Annotated in this window: 15 protein-coding genes; 11 read left to right on the top strand and 4 right to left on the bottom strand. The window is 72.8% G+C overall.

Features of this window, described 5'->3' with window-relative positions:
* Window positions 1-80 precede the first annotated feature (80 nt).
* Both ACLBXP_RS12955 and ACLBXP_RS12950 read left to right on the top strand, forming a co-directional pair.
* Entirely contained in the window at window positions 81-1,484 is a 1,404-nt protein-coding gene (locus tag ACLBXP_RS12955) for an MFS transporter (RefSeq protein ID WP_447668092.1), read from the top strand.
* A 22-nt stretch (window positions 1,485-1,506) separates the two neighbouring features.
* Window positions 1,507-2,304: an SDR family NAD(P)-dependent oxidoreductase gene (locus ACLBXP_RS12950; protein ID WP_447668090.1), complete on the top strand. Its 798-nt coding sequence runs from the start codon at window positions 1,507-1,509 to the stop codon at window positions 2,302-2,304.
* 98 nt (window positions 2,305-2,402) lie between these two features.
* Here ACLBXP_RS12950 and ACLBXP_RS12945 read toward each other — a convergent pair whose 3' ends face one another.
* Window positions 2,403-2,741, bottom strand: a complete 339-nt coding sequence (locus ACLBXP_RS12945; protein WP_447668088.1) for an SWIB/MDM2 domain-containing protein — start codon at window positions 2,739-2,741, stop codon at window positions 2,403-2,405.
* 214 nt (window positions 2,742-2,955) lie between these two features.
* On the opposite strand from ACLBXP_RS12945, the gene ACLBXP_RS12940 reads away from it, so the two are divergent.
* The 3 genes from ACLBXP_RS12940 (at window position 2,956) to ACLBXP_RS12930 (ending at window position 5,030) form a co-directional block, all read left to right on the top strand.
* Window positions 2,956-3,081 carry a hypothetical protein gene (locus ACLBXP_RS12940; RefSeq protein WP_447668087.1) on the top strand — a complete coding sequence of 42 codons (126 nt, stop codon included), beginning with the start codon at window positions 2,956-2,958 and terminating at the stop codon, window positions 3,079-3,081.
* A gap of 86 nt (window positions 3,082-3,167) precedes the next feature.
* On the top strand, window positions 3,168-3,647 hold the full coding sequence (locus ACLBXP_RS12935) for a PRC-barrel domain-containing protein (protein WP_447668086.1): 480 nt from the start codon (window positions 3,168-3,170) through the stop codon (window positions 3,645-3,647).
* A gap of 363 nt (window positions 3,648-4,010) precedes the next feature.
* Complete coding sequence (locus ACLBXP_RS12930) at window positions 4,011-5,030, top strand: PAS domain-containing protein (RefSeq protein WP_447668084.1); 1,020 nt, start codon at window positions 4,011-4,013, stop codon at window positions 5,028-5,030.
* A gap of 65 nt (window positions 5,031-5,095) precedes the next feature.
* Here ACLBXP_RS12930 and ACLBXP_RS12925 read toward each other — a convergent pair whose 3' ends face one another.
* Window positions 5,096-5,470: a hypothetical protein gene (locus ACLBXP_RS12925; protein WP_447668083.1), complete on the bottom strand. Its 375-nt coding sequence runs from the start codon at window positions 5,468-5,470 to the stop codon at window positions 5,096-5,098.
* Between the two features lie 249 nt (window positions 5,471-5,719).
* Here ACLBXP_RS12925 and ACLBXP_RS12920 point away from each other — a divergent pair, with 249 nt between their 5' ends.
* The 3 genes from ACLBXP_RS12920 to ACLBXP_RS12910 all read left to right on the top strand — a co-directional run bounded on the left by ACLBXP_RS12920 (window position 5,720) and on the right by ACLBXP_RS12910 (window position 9,732).
* Window positions 5,720-6,403 (top strand): PRC-barrel domain-containing protein, encoded by a 684-nt coding sequence (locus ACLBXP_RS12920; protein WP_447668082.1) that lies wholly within the window; start codon window positions 5,720-5,722, stop codon window positions 6,401-6,403.
* Complete coding sequence (locus ACLBXP_RS12915; RefSeq protein ID WP_447668080.1) at window positions 6,400-7,764, top strand: MFS transporter; 1,365 nt, start codon at window positions 6,400-6,402, stop codon at window positions 7,762-7,764. The genes ACLBXP_RS12920 and ACLBXP_RS12915 overlap by 4 nt, the downstream gene beginning before the upstream one ends.
* A gap of 204 nt (window positions 7,765-7,968) precedes the next feature.
* Entirely contained in the window at window positions 7,969-9,732 is a 1,764-nt protein-coding gene (locus tag ACLBXP_RS12910) for an ABC transporter ATP-binding protein (protein ID WP_447668370.1), read from the top strand.
* Between the two features lie 19 nt (window positions 9,733-9,751).
* Here ACLBXP_RS12910 and ACLBXP_RS12905 read toward each other — a convergent pair whose 3' ends face one another.
* Entirely contained in the window at window positions 9,752-11,230 is a 1,479-nt protein-coding gene (locus ACLBXP_RS12905; protein WP_447668078.1) for a M48 family metalloprotease, read from the bottom strand.
* A 6-nt stretch (window positions 11,231-11,236) separates the two neighbouring features.
* On the bottom strand, window positions 11,237-12,085 hold the full coding sequence (locus ACLBXP_RS12900) for a hypothetical protein (protein ID WP_447668076.1): 849 nt from the start codon (window positions 12,083-12,085) through the stop codon (window positions 11,237-11,239).
* 971 nt (window positions 12,086-13,056) lie between these two features.
* On the opposite strand from ACLBXP_RS12900, the gene ACLBXP_RS12895 reads away from it, so the two are divergent.
* The 3 genes from ACLBXP_RS12895 (at window position 13,057) to trmB (ending at window position 15,554) form a co-directional block, all read left to right on the top strand.
* Window positions 13,057-13,467 (top strand): helix-turn-helix domain-containing protein, encoded by a 411-nt coding sequence (locus tag ACLBXP_RS12895; RefSeq protein WP_447668075.1) that lies wholly within the window; start codon window positions 13,057-13,059, stop codon window positions 13,465-13,467.
* Window positions 13,468-13,632: 165 nt separating this feature from the next.
* Window positions 13,633-14,811: a methionine adenosyltransferase gene (gene metK, locus ACLBXP_RS12890; RefSeq protein WP_447668073.1), complete on the top strand. Its 1,179-nt coding sequence runs from the start codon at window positions 13,633-13,635 to the stop codon at window positions 14,809-14,811.
* Between the two features lie 5 nt (window positions 14,812-14,816).
* Window positions 14,817-15,554 (top strand): tRNA (guanine(46)-N(7))-methyltransferase TrmB, encoded by a 738-nt coding sequence (gene trmB, locus ACLBXP_RS12885; RefSeq protein WP_447668071.1) that lies wholly within the window; start codon window positions 14,817-14,819, stop codon window positions 15,552-15,554.
* Window positions 15,555-15,669: the final 115 nt, after the last annotated feature.

The raw sequence follows: 15,669 nt of genomic DNA, 5'->3' as shown, positions 1-15,669 counted from the left end.
GCCCGCGCCCCGCGCCGATATCGCCGGCCGGAGCCCCCGCAGCCTTCGGGCTGCCACGCACAACGCCCGAGGCGACCGCGATGGCCGAACCGGCCGGCCCCCGGCCCGCGCAAGCGCCGCACAACGCGGCGGACGGCCTGCCCGCGCGCGAGCGCCTGCTCGCGATGCTGGCCATCGGCCTGGCCATGACCATGGCGGTGCTCGACGGGGCCATCGTGAACGTGGCGCTCCCCGTGATGGCCAAGGACCTCGCGGTGCCCCCGGGCTCCGCGATCTTCGTGGTGAACGCCTACCAGATCGCCGTGACGGCGGCGCTGCTGCCGCTGGCGGCGCTGGGCGACATCCTGGGCTACCGGCGGGTCTACCTGACCGGCCTCGCGGTGTTCGTGGCGGCCTCCCTCGCCTGCGCGCTGTCGCCGAGCCTGCCGGTGCTGATCGCGGCGCGGATCGCGCAGGGGCTCGGGGCGGCGGGCATCATGAGCGTCAACATCGCGCTCGTGCGCTTCGTCTATCCCCACCGGATGATCGGGCGGGGCGTCGGCAACGTCGCCCTCGTGGTCGCGGTGGCCTCGGCCGCGGGGCCGACGGTGGCCGCCGCCATCCTGTCGGTGGCGTCCTGGCCCTGGCTGTTCCTCGTCAACCTGCCGGTGGGGCTGCTCGCCCTCCTGGTGGCCTCGCGGACGCTGCCGCTCACGCCCCGCAGCGGCGCCCGCTTCGACGCGCCGAGCGCGCTCCTCAACGCCCTGACCTTCGGGCTCCTGATCATCGGCATCGACGGCCTCGGCGAGGCCGGAACCCGCGGGCCGGCGCTGGCCGAGATCGCCGCGGCGCTGATGGTCGGCGCGGTGTTCGTCTGGTACCAGCTCCGCCTGCCGGCCCCGCTGCTGCCCGTGGACCTCCTGCGGATCCCGGCCTTCGCGCTCTCGATGGCGACCTCGATCGCGGCCTTCGCGAGCCAGATGGTCGCCTACATCGCCCTGCCCTTCTACTTCCAGGACGTGCTGCACCTCTCGGAGACGCAGACCGGCTTCCTGCTGACGCCCTGGCCCCTGGCCATCGCCGCGATGGCGCCCATCTCGGGCCGGCTGGCCGACCGCTACCCGCCGGGGCTCCTCGGCGGGCTCGGCCTCGCCGCGATGGCGGCGGGCCTCTCCGGCATGGCGCTCCTGCCCGCGCAGCCGGCGACCCTCGACATCGTCTGGCGCCTCACCCTCTGCGGCCTCGGCTTCGGGCTGTTCCAGTCGCCGAACAACAAGGTCATCATCACGAGCGCGCCGCGCGAGCGCAGCGGCGGGGCGAGCGGCATGCAGTCGACCGCCCGGCTCACCGGGCAGTCGCTCGGCGCCGCCCTCGTGGCCGTGCTGTTCGGGCTCGTCCACGGCACGGGCCCGGAGCACGCCGTGAGCCTCGCCCTGTGGAGCGCCGTGGCGCTCGCCGGGGCCGGCGGCGTGGCGAGCGTCCTGCGACGGCAGCCGGGCGGCTGAGCGCCCGAAAAAGGAGGCACCCATGGACATGGATCTCACGGGCCGCAGCGCCCTCGTCACCGGATCGACGGGCGGCATCGGCTACGCGATCGCGAAGGCGCTGGCGGGGCTCGGTGCCCGCGTCGGCATCAACGGGCGGACGGAGGCGCGGGTCGCCTCCGCCATCGCGCGCCTGAAGGCGGAGGCGGGCGGCCCCGAGCCCTTCGCGGCGGTCGGCGACGTGGCGGGGGCGGAGGGGGTGGCGGCGCTCGTCGGCGGGCTGCCGGCGGTCGACATCCTCGTGAACAATACCGGCATCTTCGAGCCGAAGCCGTTCTTCGAGATCCCGGATGCCGACTGGCAGCGCTTCTTCGACGTCAACGTGATGAGCGGCGTGCGCCTGTCGCGCGCCTACGCGCCCGGCATGGTCCGGGCGGGCTGGGGCCGGATCGTCTTCATCTCGAGCGAGTCCGCCCTGAACATCCCGCAGGAGATGGTCCATTACGGCATGACGAAGACGGCGCAGCTCGCCGTCGCCCGCGGCCTCGCCGAGACCGTGGCGGGCTCGGGCGTGACGGTGAACAGCGTGTTGCCGGGGCCGACCCTGTCCGAGGGCGTGACCGACTTCCTGAAGCAGATGGCGCCGGACGCCGAGCACGCCGACCTCGACGCGCTGGGCCGGCAGTTCATCGAGCAGCACCGGCCGACGTCGCTGATCCGGCGGCTGGCGGACGTCGACGAGGTGGCCAGCATGGTGGCCTACCTGTGCAGCCCCGCGGCCAGTGCCACGACCGGGGCGGCCCTGCGGGTCGAGGGCGGGCTCCTGCGCGGCATCGCCTGATCACCCGGCCTGATCACCCGGCCTGAGGACGGCCGGGGCGACGCGAGCCTCCGCGGGGCCGAGGCCCGGCGGAGGCTCCGCGACCGGCCTTGAACGCGTCAGGACTTCAGATGCGCGGCGAGATGCTTGTTCATCTCGAACATGGTGCACTTGTCCTTGCCGAAGACCTTCTTCAGCTTGTCGTCGGCGAGGATCTCGCGCTTGTTGGACGGGTTCTGAAGGTTGTGCTTCTTGATGTAGTCCCACACCTTGCTGACCACCTCGCCGCGCGGGAGCGGGCTGGTGCCCACGATCGCGCCGAGCTCGGCCGACGGCTTGAGGGGCTGCTGCAGGGCGTTCGGCTTCGCGGCGGCGCCCTTGGCCGGGGCGGCCTTGGCCTTGGGGGCAGCCTTCGCCTTGGGGGCGGCGGCCTTTGACTCGGTCGACTTGGTTGCCATGAGCTTCCTCCGTGTCCCCGCGGACGAGCGGGCGCGTGGCAGCCCCGCCTAGGGGCGGCTTAGCTGCAACAACTAAGCGGTGCTGACTGCGTTCCAAGGGGAAACCGCCCTCGCGGCGGCTCCAGTCCACAGATTGCACATGCTGCAGCGCCGAGAGGCGCGTTCCGCGGGCTCCGGAAACCCTTGGTTAAGCCCGTTCCGGGACGATCGGCCCATGTTCCTCGCCGCCACGCTCCTCGCGCTCTGCTCCGCCAGCGCCCTCCTCCTGGCCCTCGGCCTCGGCGTCGCCCTGGAGCCGGGCACCGGGCGGGACCCCGGACGCCGTCCGGGCCTCGTCTGAGCGGCCCCGGGTCGGAACCGGTCCGCCCGCGCGTTCTTTCTCCGGTCAGCCGCGTCCGTCCGGACGCACCCTGACCGGGAGCCGCCATGCCGACCGACCTGCCGCCGACCTCCGCCCAGCGCGACCCTAATTCCCGGGACTCCTTGCACGAGCGCGGCTTCCGCAAGCCCGGTTCGATGGAGCTCGACCCCTCCGGCGAGGGCCTGCCGACCGACGAGACCCCGCGCCTGATCGCCTCGAACAAGGTGGAGGGCACCGCGGTCTACAGCCCGGCCGGCGAGCACCTCGGCTCGGTTCACAACTTCATGGTCGACAAGGTCTCGGGCCAGGTCGCCTACGCGGTCCTCGCCTTCGGGGGATTCCTGGGCCTCGGCGAGCAGCACCATCCCCTGCCCTGGCGCGCCCTGACCTACAGCCCCGAACTCGGCGGCTACGTGGTCGACATCGATCGCGACACGCTCGCGGGCGCCCCGAGCCACGGCCCCGGCGAGGATGCCTTCGCGGATGCCGGCTACGGCGGCCGCCTCGACGATTATTACGGCCGCGGGACCGTGCCGACGAGCTGAGACCGGGCCGCGATCCGGCCTGCCGCCGCCGCTGCGCGACGCAAGAACAACCCCTGGTGATCTTGCGTCGCACGCAATCTTCTGTAGCATAAATTATAAATCATAAGTGGCATTCGTATTTTTTGCTACTTTAGTTTTCATTTTTGGTTGGAGCATCCATGAATTTCCGCCAGACCCGTGACTTTGCGCGGGGGCTCAGCCATGGCGTCCGCTCCTCCGGGGCCGGGCGGCCGGCGCAAGCCGCCCGCGGATGACGCAGTGCGTCGCCGGTCGGCCCGGCCCGGGCCCCGTTGCGCCGGGCGCGATCCCGCCTGCCGGATCCCCGCCCCAGACACGACCGCAGCCGGCCGGACCGCCCCTTCGATGAACCCCTCGACCATCGCGTTCTCCTCCCGCGAATTCCTCCGGATGGTGGAGTCGTTCGGCCTGACCGGAACCTGGGGCTGGAACTTCGAGCGTCGGGACTACGTGTGGTCCTCCGGGCTCTTCAGGATCCTCGGCATCGAGGACATGACGGTGCGCCCGGACCACGACCTCTTCCGCAGCCTGATCCACCCGGACGACCGCTATCAGGTCGAGGAGGCGACCCAGATCATCAACGAGGGTCTCCTGAGCGACCGGACGGTGCGCGTGCTGCGCCCGGACGGGACGATGCGCGTCGTGATGACCCGCAACAACGTCTACTTCTCGCCGGAGGGGCGCCCCACCGGCGCGGCCGGCGTGGTGATCGACGTGACGAGCCAGCAATCCGCGGCGCTCGCCATGCGCTTCCAGAGCGACCGGCAGCGGGCGCTCTTCGACCAGTACGGCATCATCCCCTGGGTCGCGACCACGGACGGCCACGTCATCCATGCCCCGGGCTGGTGCGAGCTGACGGGCCTGGCCTCGGAGGATCTCTTCGCGCAGTGGCACCGCCCCATCGTCCCGGAGGAGCGCGCCCAGGCGCTGCAGCGCCAGGCGGCCCTGCGGGAGCGCGGGAGCGCCTACGTGCTGGACGTCACCGTGGATCTCGCGCGGGGCGGCCGCCAGCGCCTGCGCCTGGTGTTCGCCCCGATGACCAACGCGGCCGGAACCGTCACCGAGTGGGCGGGGCTCTCGTTCCCGCAGACCGCGACGTTCGGCGGCCCGCGGCGCGAATCGACGGAGGCCGACGCCGCGATCCGGGGGCTGCACCTGCGCGCGGCGCGCGGCCTCCTCGACTGGACGCTGGTGGACCTGGCGCAGGCGAGCCAGCTCTCCCTCTCGACCATCCGCCGACTGGAGGATGACGCCGAGGGCCTGCTGGCCCGCAACCGGCTGGCCGCGGTCTCCGCCCTGAAGCAGGCCGGGATCGGCTTCGCGATCGACAGCGACGGGGTGATCTCCGTCGCCAAGCTCCGCTGACCAAGCCCCGCTGACGAGGAGGCCCGCGGGGGGCGCCCCCGGATTTGCCGCCTAGAACTTGCCGCTCAGAACTTGCCGCCGAGGCCGACGCCGCCGCCGGGGCTGAGCGAGGGGGCGAGGCCGCCGCTGTTCGGGCCGCCCTCGGCGCCGCCCTCGATCTCGTCGCGACGGATGCGCCGCGGGCCCGCATCGGCCGCACGGGCCTCGCCGCGGGCGTTCTTCGGCAGGTCGAGCTGGCGGGTCGGCCGCGTCGCGAGGGGCTGGCCCTCCTCGTCGGTGCTCGTGGTGCGCATCGCGCGGCCCGGCAGGGCGCTGCGCAGGGACGGGGGCGGCCCGACATCGCTCGCCGGCATCACGCCGGAGCTGCCGCCGAGGGCCTGGCAGCCGGCGAGCGAGGCCGCGACGAGCGCCGCCGCGCCGGCTCTCTGGATAAGCGACATGGGGTGGTCCTCCGCCGGGTCGGGGGACCCGCCTTCTTTCTTCGCCGCCTCTCTACGACGGGGTTTTGGCGAAAACCAGACGCGGGGCGGACACGCCCGGGCACGAAGCTTGCGCTGCGCCGTCATCCGCGGCCGCGGATCCACAACTTCGCCTTGGTCGGCGGGCAGACCGACCGGGCCACCTTCCGGAACCGGGCGCAAGCGCCGCTGTTGTGACCGGAACCGCCGACCAGCCACCGAGGACACCGCGTGTTCAGAACGATCCGGATGATCGCGACAGCGACGATCACCCTTTGGGCCGCGGGCGCCGGCGCCCAGAACGCGTCGGCTCCGGCGAGCGCACCGGAGGCCGCGCCGCCCGCCGTCGCGCCGCCCCCGGCCACCCCGCAAGTTGCCCCACAGGTCACCCCGCAGCCGGCGCCGCAGCAGGGCACGCCCGCCACCGTGCTCGACACGCAGGATTACGAGAGCCTGCTCGGCAAGGGCGTGCGCGGGCTCAACGGCGACGAGCTCGGCCGGGTGATCGACATCATCATCGACAAGGACGGCCGCCCGCGGGCGGCGATCATCGATTTCGGCGGCTTCCTCGGGGTCGGCTCGCGCAAGATCGCGGTGGACTGGCGGGCCCTGCGCTTCACCACCGACGGCAAGCCCGGCCGCCTCGTGCTGCAGCTCAGCCGCAACCAAGTGCGGGTCTCGCCCGAGTACAAGCCCGGCGAGCCGATCGTGGTGCTCGGCCCCGCGAGCCCCGGCGGCACGCCGGAGGGCGAGGCGGCGGCCCAACCAGCCGGACAGCCCCCCGGACAGGCGCCGGCCCCCGCCGGACAGCCGCCGGCCGCACAGGCCCCCGTCGCGCAGCCGGCGCCCGCCCAGCCCGCCGCGACGCCACCCGCCGAGGGCGCGAAGCCCCCGGAGCGGGCTCCGGATAGATGACGGTGGCCCGCTTGAAGCATCGGCGCGCCGCCCCCTCGCGCGAGCGCGACCTGCCCCGGCACGAGATCCGCGCCCGGCCGGTCCGCCTGAAGGAGGCGGCTGCCGAGGCCGTGGCCGACCCGATGCCCGAGCCCGCTTCCGTGGCCCCCCAGTCGGCCGTCCTCTCCCGTGCGAGCCGTCGCGGGCTCGACGCCTTCGCGTTCTTCGTGGCGAACCTGCAGACCGGGTTCGGGCCGTTCCTCGCCGTCTACTTCACCCAGGCCAAGTGGACGCAGTCGGACATCGGCTTCGCGCTCACGGTCGGAAGCCTCGTGAGCCTGCTCGGCCAGGTGCCCGGCGGCGCCTTCGTGGACGCCGCGCGCTCGAAGCGCTTCGCGGCCGGCTTCTCGGTGACGGCGATCGCCGCCAGCGCCTTCGCGCTCGCCATGTGGCCGAACTTCCTGATCGTGCTGCTCGCCATGGCGGCCCACTCGGCGGCAAGCTGCGTGCTGACGCCCGCCATCGCGGCGATCAGCATCGGCCTCGTGGGACACGCCCGGGCCGGCGAGCGCCTCGGGCGCAACGCGAGCTTCCAGGCGCTCGGAAACGCCCTGGCGGCCGCCGGGATGGGCGCCTGCGGCTACTACGTCTCGAACGACGCCGTGTTCTACCTCACGGCCGGGCTCGTGGTGCCGACGCTGTTTGCCCTCTCCTTCATCCGGGCCGACGAGGTGCGCAGCGAGCCGCCCCCCGCCCCGGCGGCCGGGGCCCCCGGCCCGGGCGCGCTGCGCACCCTCGTCACCAACCGCGCGCTCCTGTGCTTTGCCGCCTGCATGACCCTGTTCTTCCTGGCCAACGCCGCGATGCTGCCGCTGGTGGGCAGCGTGCTGACCCTGCGGGCGAGCGAGACCGCCACCGCCCTCATCGCCGCCTGCATCATGGTGCCCCAGGGCGTGCTGGCCGTGCTGGCGCCGAGCCTCGGGCGGGCGGCGCAGCGCTTCGGCCGCCGGCCGATCCTGCTCCTCGGCTTCGCGGCCCTGCCCCTGCGCGGGCTGCTCTTCGCCTACACCGACAACCCGACGCTCCTCGTGGGCATCCAGGTGCTCGACGGCATCTCGGCCGCGGTTCTCGGCGTGATGGTGCCCCTCGTGGTCTCGGACCTCACCCGCGGCACCGGACGGTTCAACCTCGCCCTGGGCGCGGTCGGCACCGCGATGGGCATCGGGGCCGCGCTCTCGACCTCCTTCGCGGGCCTCGTGGCTGACCGCTACGGCAGCCACGACGCGTTCCTCGGCCTCGCCTTCGTGGGACTCGCGGCCTTCCTGCTCGTCGCCACCATCATGCCGGAGACGCGCCGGGCCGAGCCGGAGGCGGGGCGCTGAGCGCCGCGGCACCGGATTCGCTTCCGCGCAGCCCGACGCTCAACTCGCGTTCAGCTTCGATGGATAAAAGCGTGCGGCACGAACGAGGGCATGCAACGTATGGCGACGCTGTTGCGTTGCCGCTGGGGATCAGTCCGTCCCTGATCGGCCCGCGACCCCTCCTCGTCGTCCGTCAGGTTCGGTAGACACGACATGGCCATCGCGATGGAAGATCTCGACACGTACGCCGATCGGCCCTGGGCCTTCGTCGCGCGCTACCTGAAGCGGCGCGCCCTGCCCCACGCCGTCATCCTCTGCGCCGTGCTCGGCGCCGTGGGCTTCTCGGTCTCGACCGACTACGCCCTGAAGGGCGTGGTCGACGCCCTCGGCAAGGGCCCCGATGCCGGGCTGGTCTGGGGCGCGCTGGCGCTGCTCGTCGCCTTCATCGCCGCCGACAACCTACTCTGGCGCGTCGCCGCGCTCGTCGGCGCCTTCACCTTCGTGGGCGTCACCGGCGACATCCGCCGCGACCTCTTCCGCCACATGACGGGGCATTCCCCGACCTTCTTCGCCGACCGCCAGCCCGGCACGCTGGCCTCGCGCATCACGGCGACCTCGAACGCGATCTTCACGGTCGAGAACATGTTCGTGTTCAACGTGATGCCGCCCTGCGTCGCGGCCTGCGGCTCGCTGATCTACATCGCCACCGTCAACCTCACCATGGCGGCGGTGCTGGCGGCGATCTTCGCCTCCGTCGTGGTGCTGATGTTCAAGATGGCCTCGGCCGGCAAGCCGCTGCACCACGACTTCGCCGCCAAGGCCGCGAGCGTCGACGGCGAGATGGTCGACCTCGTCGGCAACATGCAGCTCGTGCGCGCCTTCTCGGCCTTCAAGCGGGAGGCGATCCGCTTCGAGGGCACCATCGGCACCGAGATGAAGGCCCGCCGCTCCTCGCTCCTCTACCTCGAGAAGCTGCGCATCGTGCACGCCATCCTCACCGTGCTCGCGGTGCTCGGCCTGCTCTACTGGGCGATCACCATGTGGGAGGCGGGCCGCGCCACCAACGGTCAGGTCGTCCTCGTCTGCACCCTCGGCATCCGCATTCTGGCGGCCACCCGCGACCTCGCGGTGGCGCTCGTCGACGCCACACAGCACACCGCCCGCCTCTCGGAGGCGCTGCACACGCTGCTGCAGCCGCACGACCTCGTGGACCACCCGGAGGCCGAGCCGCTGACCGGCCACGGCGCCAAGATCGACTTCCAGCACGTGGCCTTCAACTATCCGGACGGCCGCAGCGTGTTCACCGACTTCGACCTCGCCATCGAGCCGGGGCAGCGGGTCGGCCTCGTCGGCAAGTCGGGCGGCGGCAAGTCGACCCTGTTCTCCCTGCTGCAGCGCTTCTACGAGGTTCAGGGCGGCAAGATCCTGATCAACGGCCAGGACCTCGACCGCGTGACCCAGGAGTCGCTGCGCGAGGCCATCACGGTGGTGCCGCAGGACGTCTCGATGTTCCATCGCTCGTTGCGCGAGAACATCCGCTACGGCCGGCCCGACGCCTCCGACGAGGACGTCTGGAAGGCCGCCGAGGCCGCCCACTGCACGGACTTCATCAACGCCCTGCCGGAAGGCTTCGACACCATCGTGGGCGACCGCGGCGTGAAGCTCTCGGGCGGACAGCGCCAGCGCATCGCCATCGCCCGCGCGATCCTGAAGAACTCCCCGATCCTGCTCCTCGACGAGGCGACCTCGGCCCTCGACGCCGAGTCCGAGGAGGCGATCCGCCACGCCCTCGCCAACCTGATGGCGGGCCGGACCGTCATCGCCATCGCGCACCGGCTCTCGACGCTCAAGGACTTCGACCGGATCGTGGTCCTCGAGGGCGGCCGCATCATCCAGGACGGCTCGCCGGACAAGCTCACCCACCTCGACGGGTTCTATCGCGAGCTGATCAAGAAGGAATCGATGTCGCTGGCGCTCGCCGCGGCGTGAGGCCGGCGCGAGCCGCCCCCTACTCGGTCACCACCTTGTAGCCCTGTCCGACCCTGAGGGCGGCCCCGCGCTCCAAGCCGTTCAGCACCAGGAAGCGGTCGAGGGCGCGGTCCGGCGCCGCCATGCGCCGGGCGAGCTCCTCGGCCGAGGCGGACGGGGCGGGCACGATCGCGAGGCGCAGGGCGCGCAGGTTGCGAGTCTCCTCCGGGGAGACGGTGGCGAGGCTCTCGGTCCAGCGCCGGAAGGCCGGCTCCGGGTCGGTCGCCCCCTTGGCGGCCATGATCATCCGGTAGGTGGTGTCGCCCACCCGGATCGCCGCGAGGCGGAAGGTCCAGTCCTTGCCGCGCGACAGCGCCACGGCCGCCGGGTGCCCGGCGATCGTGCGGGCCTCCACGGAGGCCGCCTCGATCGCGTCGTTCCAGGTGGCCTTCAGGACGTCGGCGAGATCCTGGCCGGCGCCGGCCTCCACCTGGTCGAACAGCAGGCGGCGGCTGCCCTCGTTGGTGGTGCCGAGCACAGCCGCCTTTGTGTTCTCGATGGTGAAGCCGTCCGGCACCTCGAAGGCGATGCCGAGGCCCGGATGCAGGAAGCGGCGGCCCCGCACCACGCCGTCGGCCGGGTTGTCGCCGTAGGCGAGGCCGTCGATCGCCGCGAGGTAGCGGGCCCGGTCGTCCGCCCCGAGGCCCGGCGCGCCGGTGCGCCGCGCGGCGCGGGTGACGAGGCTGATGCGCTCAGCGGTGCCCGGGTGGGTCGCCAGCATGTCGGGCTCGGCCGCGGTGCCGGTGCCGGACTTCAGCGCCACCGTCCGGTTGAGGACGCTGAGGAAGCGGCCCGCCCCGAAGGCGTCGTAGCCGGCCTTGGCGAGCGTGCGCACGCCGACCGCGTCGGCCTCCAGCTCCTGCTCGCGGGAGAAGCGGGCCAGCGCGAAGCGCGACTGGTTCTGGAGCTGGGCGCCGGTGGCGGGGTCGTTCAGCACGTCGGCCACCACCTTGCTGACGAGCTGCGAGCGCAGCTCCAGCTCGGTCCGGGCGTTGGCGTGGGCCAGGGTGACGTGGGCGATCTCGTGGGCGAGCACCGCCGCGAGCTCCGAGGTGTCGGAGGCGAGGGCCAGCAGGCCGCGGGTGGCGTAGAGGCGCCCGTTCGGCAGCGCGAAGGCGTTGATCACCGGGCTGTCGAGGATGGTCACCTCGTAGGTCCGGTCGGGCCGGTCGCTCGCCTTGACGAGGCGGTCGGTGACCTCGTTGAGGAGGCGCAGCGCCGCGGGCGCGCGGTACTCGCCCCCGAACGAGGCGACGAGCTTGAGGTGGTCGGCGTCCGAGCCGCGCTCGCGGCCGGTGGTGCGCGGCGCCTCGGCCGGCACCGTGACGACCGCCGGTGTCAGGACCGCCCCGGTGTGCTCGCCCGCGCAGGCCGAGAGCAGCAGCGGCAGCGCGAGGGCGAGCCCCCGGCGCGGCCGGCCGGCTCCGCGGATGATGCTGCGTTCCAAGACCCCGCGCATGGCCCCTCAGCGCCGAAGCGCCCGCTCCCTGTCCGCCTCCCCGAGGGGGCGTGCCGCCTCGCCGAGGAGTTCCAGCGCGTCGGCGCTCGTCAGATCCAGCACCGGCCCGCGCCCGATCTCGACGATGCCGCGCACGCGCACGGTGCGGCCCCTCAGCCCCGCCGCACTCAAACCACGTTCCTGGAGCCGGCGCCAAGTGCGTTTCGACACGGTGACGGTCAGCCCGTCCTCGCCCCGCCGCACGAAGTCGAGATAGGTCCGCGCGGCGCGCTCGCCGACGTTCAGGAGCCGCCCCTCCGCCACCAGGAAGCGCCCGGCCCGGGCCCGCAGCGCCGCCCCGTCCCGCGCGTCCCGGACCGGCTCGCGCGCCCAGAGCCCGCGCCCGCCCGCGCGGGCACCCGCCTCGACGGCGAGGAGCGCCGGACGGCAGAGCACGTCCCCCTCCCCCGCATCCGCGTGGGCGAGGCCGGCCTCGATCAGGCCGCCCGCGAGGTCGGTGCCGTCGGCCTCGTCGGCGGCGTCGATCCGGATACGGCCCCAGCGGTCGGCCTCTCCCCGCGCCGTCACCGCCAGCGCCCGGCCGGCGCGGGCCCGGAGCCAGCCCTCCGCCTCGGCCGCGGCGACCGGGTCCTCGGGCCAGCGCAGCGACCCGAGGAGGGCCCGCGTCCCGGAGGCGAGCACCACCTCGCCGCGGGGCCCGAGGGCCTGGAGGGCATCGCCGCGCGTGGAGGCCGCCCGGCACTCGGGCGCGCCGGCCCGGGGGGCCGCCGCCGCCGGCAGGGCGGCGATGAGCCCGAGGGCGGAGGCCAGGGCCGTCCGCCTCCCCAGCCCGATCGATTCCGCAGCGCATCGCATGGGGGCATGATGGCCGAGACGGGCCCGCTCCGCACCGGGCGGCGGCCGGTTTGCGGCGGCCTGCGGCCGCGCGGCCACAGGCCTCCCGGGCGGCCCTCGCCGCCCCCGGCTCGGTTGGCCTCGCCTCGCGTTGGTGCTATGGCAGCCGCGGTTGTCTCCGTAGCTCAGTTGGACAGAGCACAGGTTTCCTAGAAGCAGCAATTGGGCGCCGGACGGGAAACCGTGCGGTGGATCCGCTCAAAGTCGGGGAAAGCTCCCGGCGCCAGGCCCCCCGGGGCGCGGCGCCCTGCCGATCCCGAGCCAAGCCCGAGACGCCGGCACCCGCCGGCCCGGGAAGGTGTAGAGACTAGACGGGCGGCGCCTAAGGGTCCCCAGGGCCTAGGGCGAAGGGATAGTCCAGACCACGAACGCCCGGACCGTGCGGGCGGCGGCGAAAGCCGAAGCGGTATGAAACCTGGGGTCGCAGGTTCGAACCCTGCCGGGGACGCCACTCCTCCACCCGCCGTCAGCCTACGGCTGCGTGGTCCGCTTGCGCCGCTCCGCGAGCTGGCGGAGGACGGCGCGGATATGCGCGCGCAACGCCTCGTCGCTCGGCGGAGACTTCGGATCCTGTGATTCGGGCACGGCGGGCATGGGACGCGGGGCCTCTCGGCTCTGCCCGGTGCTCAGCCGGGTCAGCGCACGCTTCATAGCCCAGCCTGCCGTCGCTTTCGGCGGAAAATACAACAATAGGTAGTATTATACAGCGGATAATCGCAGTCAGGCTGCCCATCCGCGGCCTGGGCCGCGTGGAGGCCGGTCCCGTTCGGGTTCCGGATCGTAGATCTGGCCGTCGGACTGCTGACATTCGACGCGGGACACTGCGTAATGTGCCTCGGCCGCCGTGACAAAGGTCCGGCCGAACCTTAAGCGTATCGTCGGCGGTCCGGGGGGGTCCGCCCAAGCGAGCCGGCAGGCAGACGAGTCGATCCATGGCAGGGCAGAAGACCGATCAGCGGGACGTCTTCATCGGGCAGCGCATCGCCGAGACACGCCGGCGCGCGTCGCTCACGCAAAGGCGCGTGGCTCAGAGCTTCGGCATGTCGGCCGCACAGCTGCAGAAGTACGAGAAGGGCACCAACCGGATCAGCGCGGTGCACCTCGACATCTTCTCGCGCATGACCGGCGTTCCGCTGGAATACTTCTTCCAGGGCATGGAGCGGACCGACGACGTCGCCGCCTCCGGCTTCGCCGAGGAGCACCAGGACCCCTACGTCGCCGGCGGCCCCTGGCAGGGACTCGCCGATGCCATGGCGCGGCACGTCTCCGAGCACTTCTCCGAGACCGCCAAGCGCGACTTCGCCGCCGCGGTGCACCTCCTCGATCGCAAGTTCAACGGCTGAGCGACGTCGACCGACCTACCGACCGCTTCGTTTGATATAGCGGACACGTTCGTCATTTCGTCTTGACCGCCCGGCGGAGGCGGTGCGAGAACGGCCGCTAACGCAGACCGGGTTCCAGCGCCGCGAGCATTGATGGCGCGCCCGCAACCGAGGGTTGCCGAGCCGATGCCGCGCTCCGATTTCCTGTTCACGTCCGAATCCGTGTCCGAAGGCCACCCCGACAAGGTCTGCGACCGCATCTCCGACACCGTCGTGGACGCCTACCTGGCCGCGATGCCGGAGGCCCGGCTCGGCGTGGAGACGCTGGCGACCACGAACCGCATCGTCATCGCGGGCGAGGTGCGCGGCCCCGATTCGGTGACGTTCCGGGATCTCGAGCACCTGACCCGCGAGGCGGTGCGCGACATCGGCTACGAGCAGTCGGGCTTCCACTGGAAGAACAACGACGTGGCGATCCACCTGCACGCCCAGTCGGCAGACATCGCGCAGGGCGTCGACGCGGCCGGCAACAAGGACGAGGGCGCGGGCGACCAGGGCATCATGTTCGGCTACGCGGCCGACGAGACGCCGGAGCTGATGCCGGCCCCGATCTTCTACGCCCACAAGATCCTCAAGGACCTCGCGGATGCCCGCAAGGCGAAGCAGGGCGACGCGGCCGTGCTCGGGCCGGACGCCAAGAGCCAGGTGACCGTGCGCTACGCCAACGGCCGCCCCGTGGAGGCGACCCAGATCGTGCTGTCGACGCAGCACCTCGACGAGTCCCTCGATTCGGCCGACGTACGCGCCATCGTGGAGCCCTACATCCTCAAGGCGCTGCCGGAGGGCTGGGTCAACGAGGGCACCGCCTGGCACGTCAACCCGACCGGCAAGTTCGTGATCGGCGGCCCGGACGGCGATGCCGGCCTCACCGGCCGCAAGATCATCGTGGACACCTACGGCGGCGCGGCGCCCCACGGCGGCGGTGCCTTCTCGGGCAAGGACCCGACCAAGGTGGACCGCTCGGCGGCCTACGCGGCCCGCTACCTCGCCAAGAACGTGGTGGCCGCGGGCCTCGCGCGCCGCGCCACCATCCAGCTCGCCTACGCGATCGGCGTGGCCAAGCCGCTCTCGATCTACGTCGACCTGCACGGCACCGGCACCGTCGACGAGAGCCGCCTGGAGGCGGTCCTGATGGACGCCCTCGACCTGTCGCCCCGGGGCATCCGGACGAAGCTCGGCCTCAACAAGCCGATCTACGCCCGCACCTCCGCCTACGGCCATTTCGGCCGGGCGCCCGAGGCGGACGGCGGCTTCTCCTGGGAGCGCACCGACCTCGCCGGCAGCCTGAAGTCGGCCCTCGCCTGACCCCCGTGACGGCGGGGCGGGACGAGATCCCTCCCCGGCCGGGCGAGGGCGGCGAGCCGGAGCGCGCCTTCTTCGGGCGCCGGAAGGGCAAGCGCCTGCGCGGCGCCCAGGAGCAGCGCCTCGCGGAGCTGCTGCCGCGGCTGCGGGTCGCCGTGCCGCCGGCCGGCGCGGGGCTCGACCCCGCCGCCCTGTTCGCCGAGCCCCGCGACGAGATCTGGCTCGAGATCGGCTTCGGCGGCGGCGAGCACCTCGCCGCCCAGGCCGCGGCCCATCCGCGGGTCGGCATCATCGGCGCCGAGCCGTTCGTGAACGGCGTCGTCAAGCTGCTGCGCACGGTCGACGAACAGGGCCTGCGCAACGTCCGCATCCGCGACGAGGACGTCACGGCGCTGCTTGCGGCCCTGCCGGACGCGAGCCTCGCGCGCGTCTACCTGCTCTATCCCGATCCCTGGCCGAAGCGGCGCCAGCGCAAGCGGCGGTTCGTCTCGGACGCCTCGCTCGCCGAGATCGCGCGCGTGCTGCGCCCGGGCGGCCACTTCCGCTTCGCCAGCGACATCGACGACTACGCGGGCTGGACCCTGGTGCGGGCCGCCCGCTGCCCGGCGCTCCGCTGGACCGCCCGCAGCGCCGCGGACTGGCGCGAGCCCTTTTCGGGGTGGCCCGGCACCCGCTACGAGGCCAAGGCGATCGCGGCCGGCCGCCGGCCCACCTACCTCACCTTCGAGCGCGTCGCCGGGCCTTGAGGCCCCGCGAGGCCCCTGCGTCGAACCTGCCCGGGTTGCTCAGCGTCATCACAATCGTTGGTAGTATGGGGATCGGGGGCTGGAAAGCTCGGCCGTACCGCCTTGCCGCTGGGCA

Source organism: Methylobacterium sp. A54F, from assembly GCF_053346035.1.
Note: the sequence above shows the minus strand (reverse complement) of the source record. Positions and strands in the feature narration are given on the sequence as shown.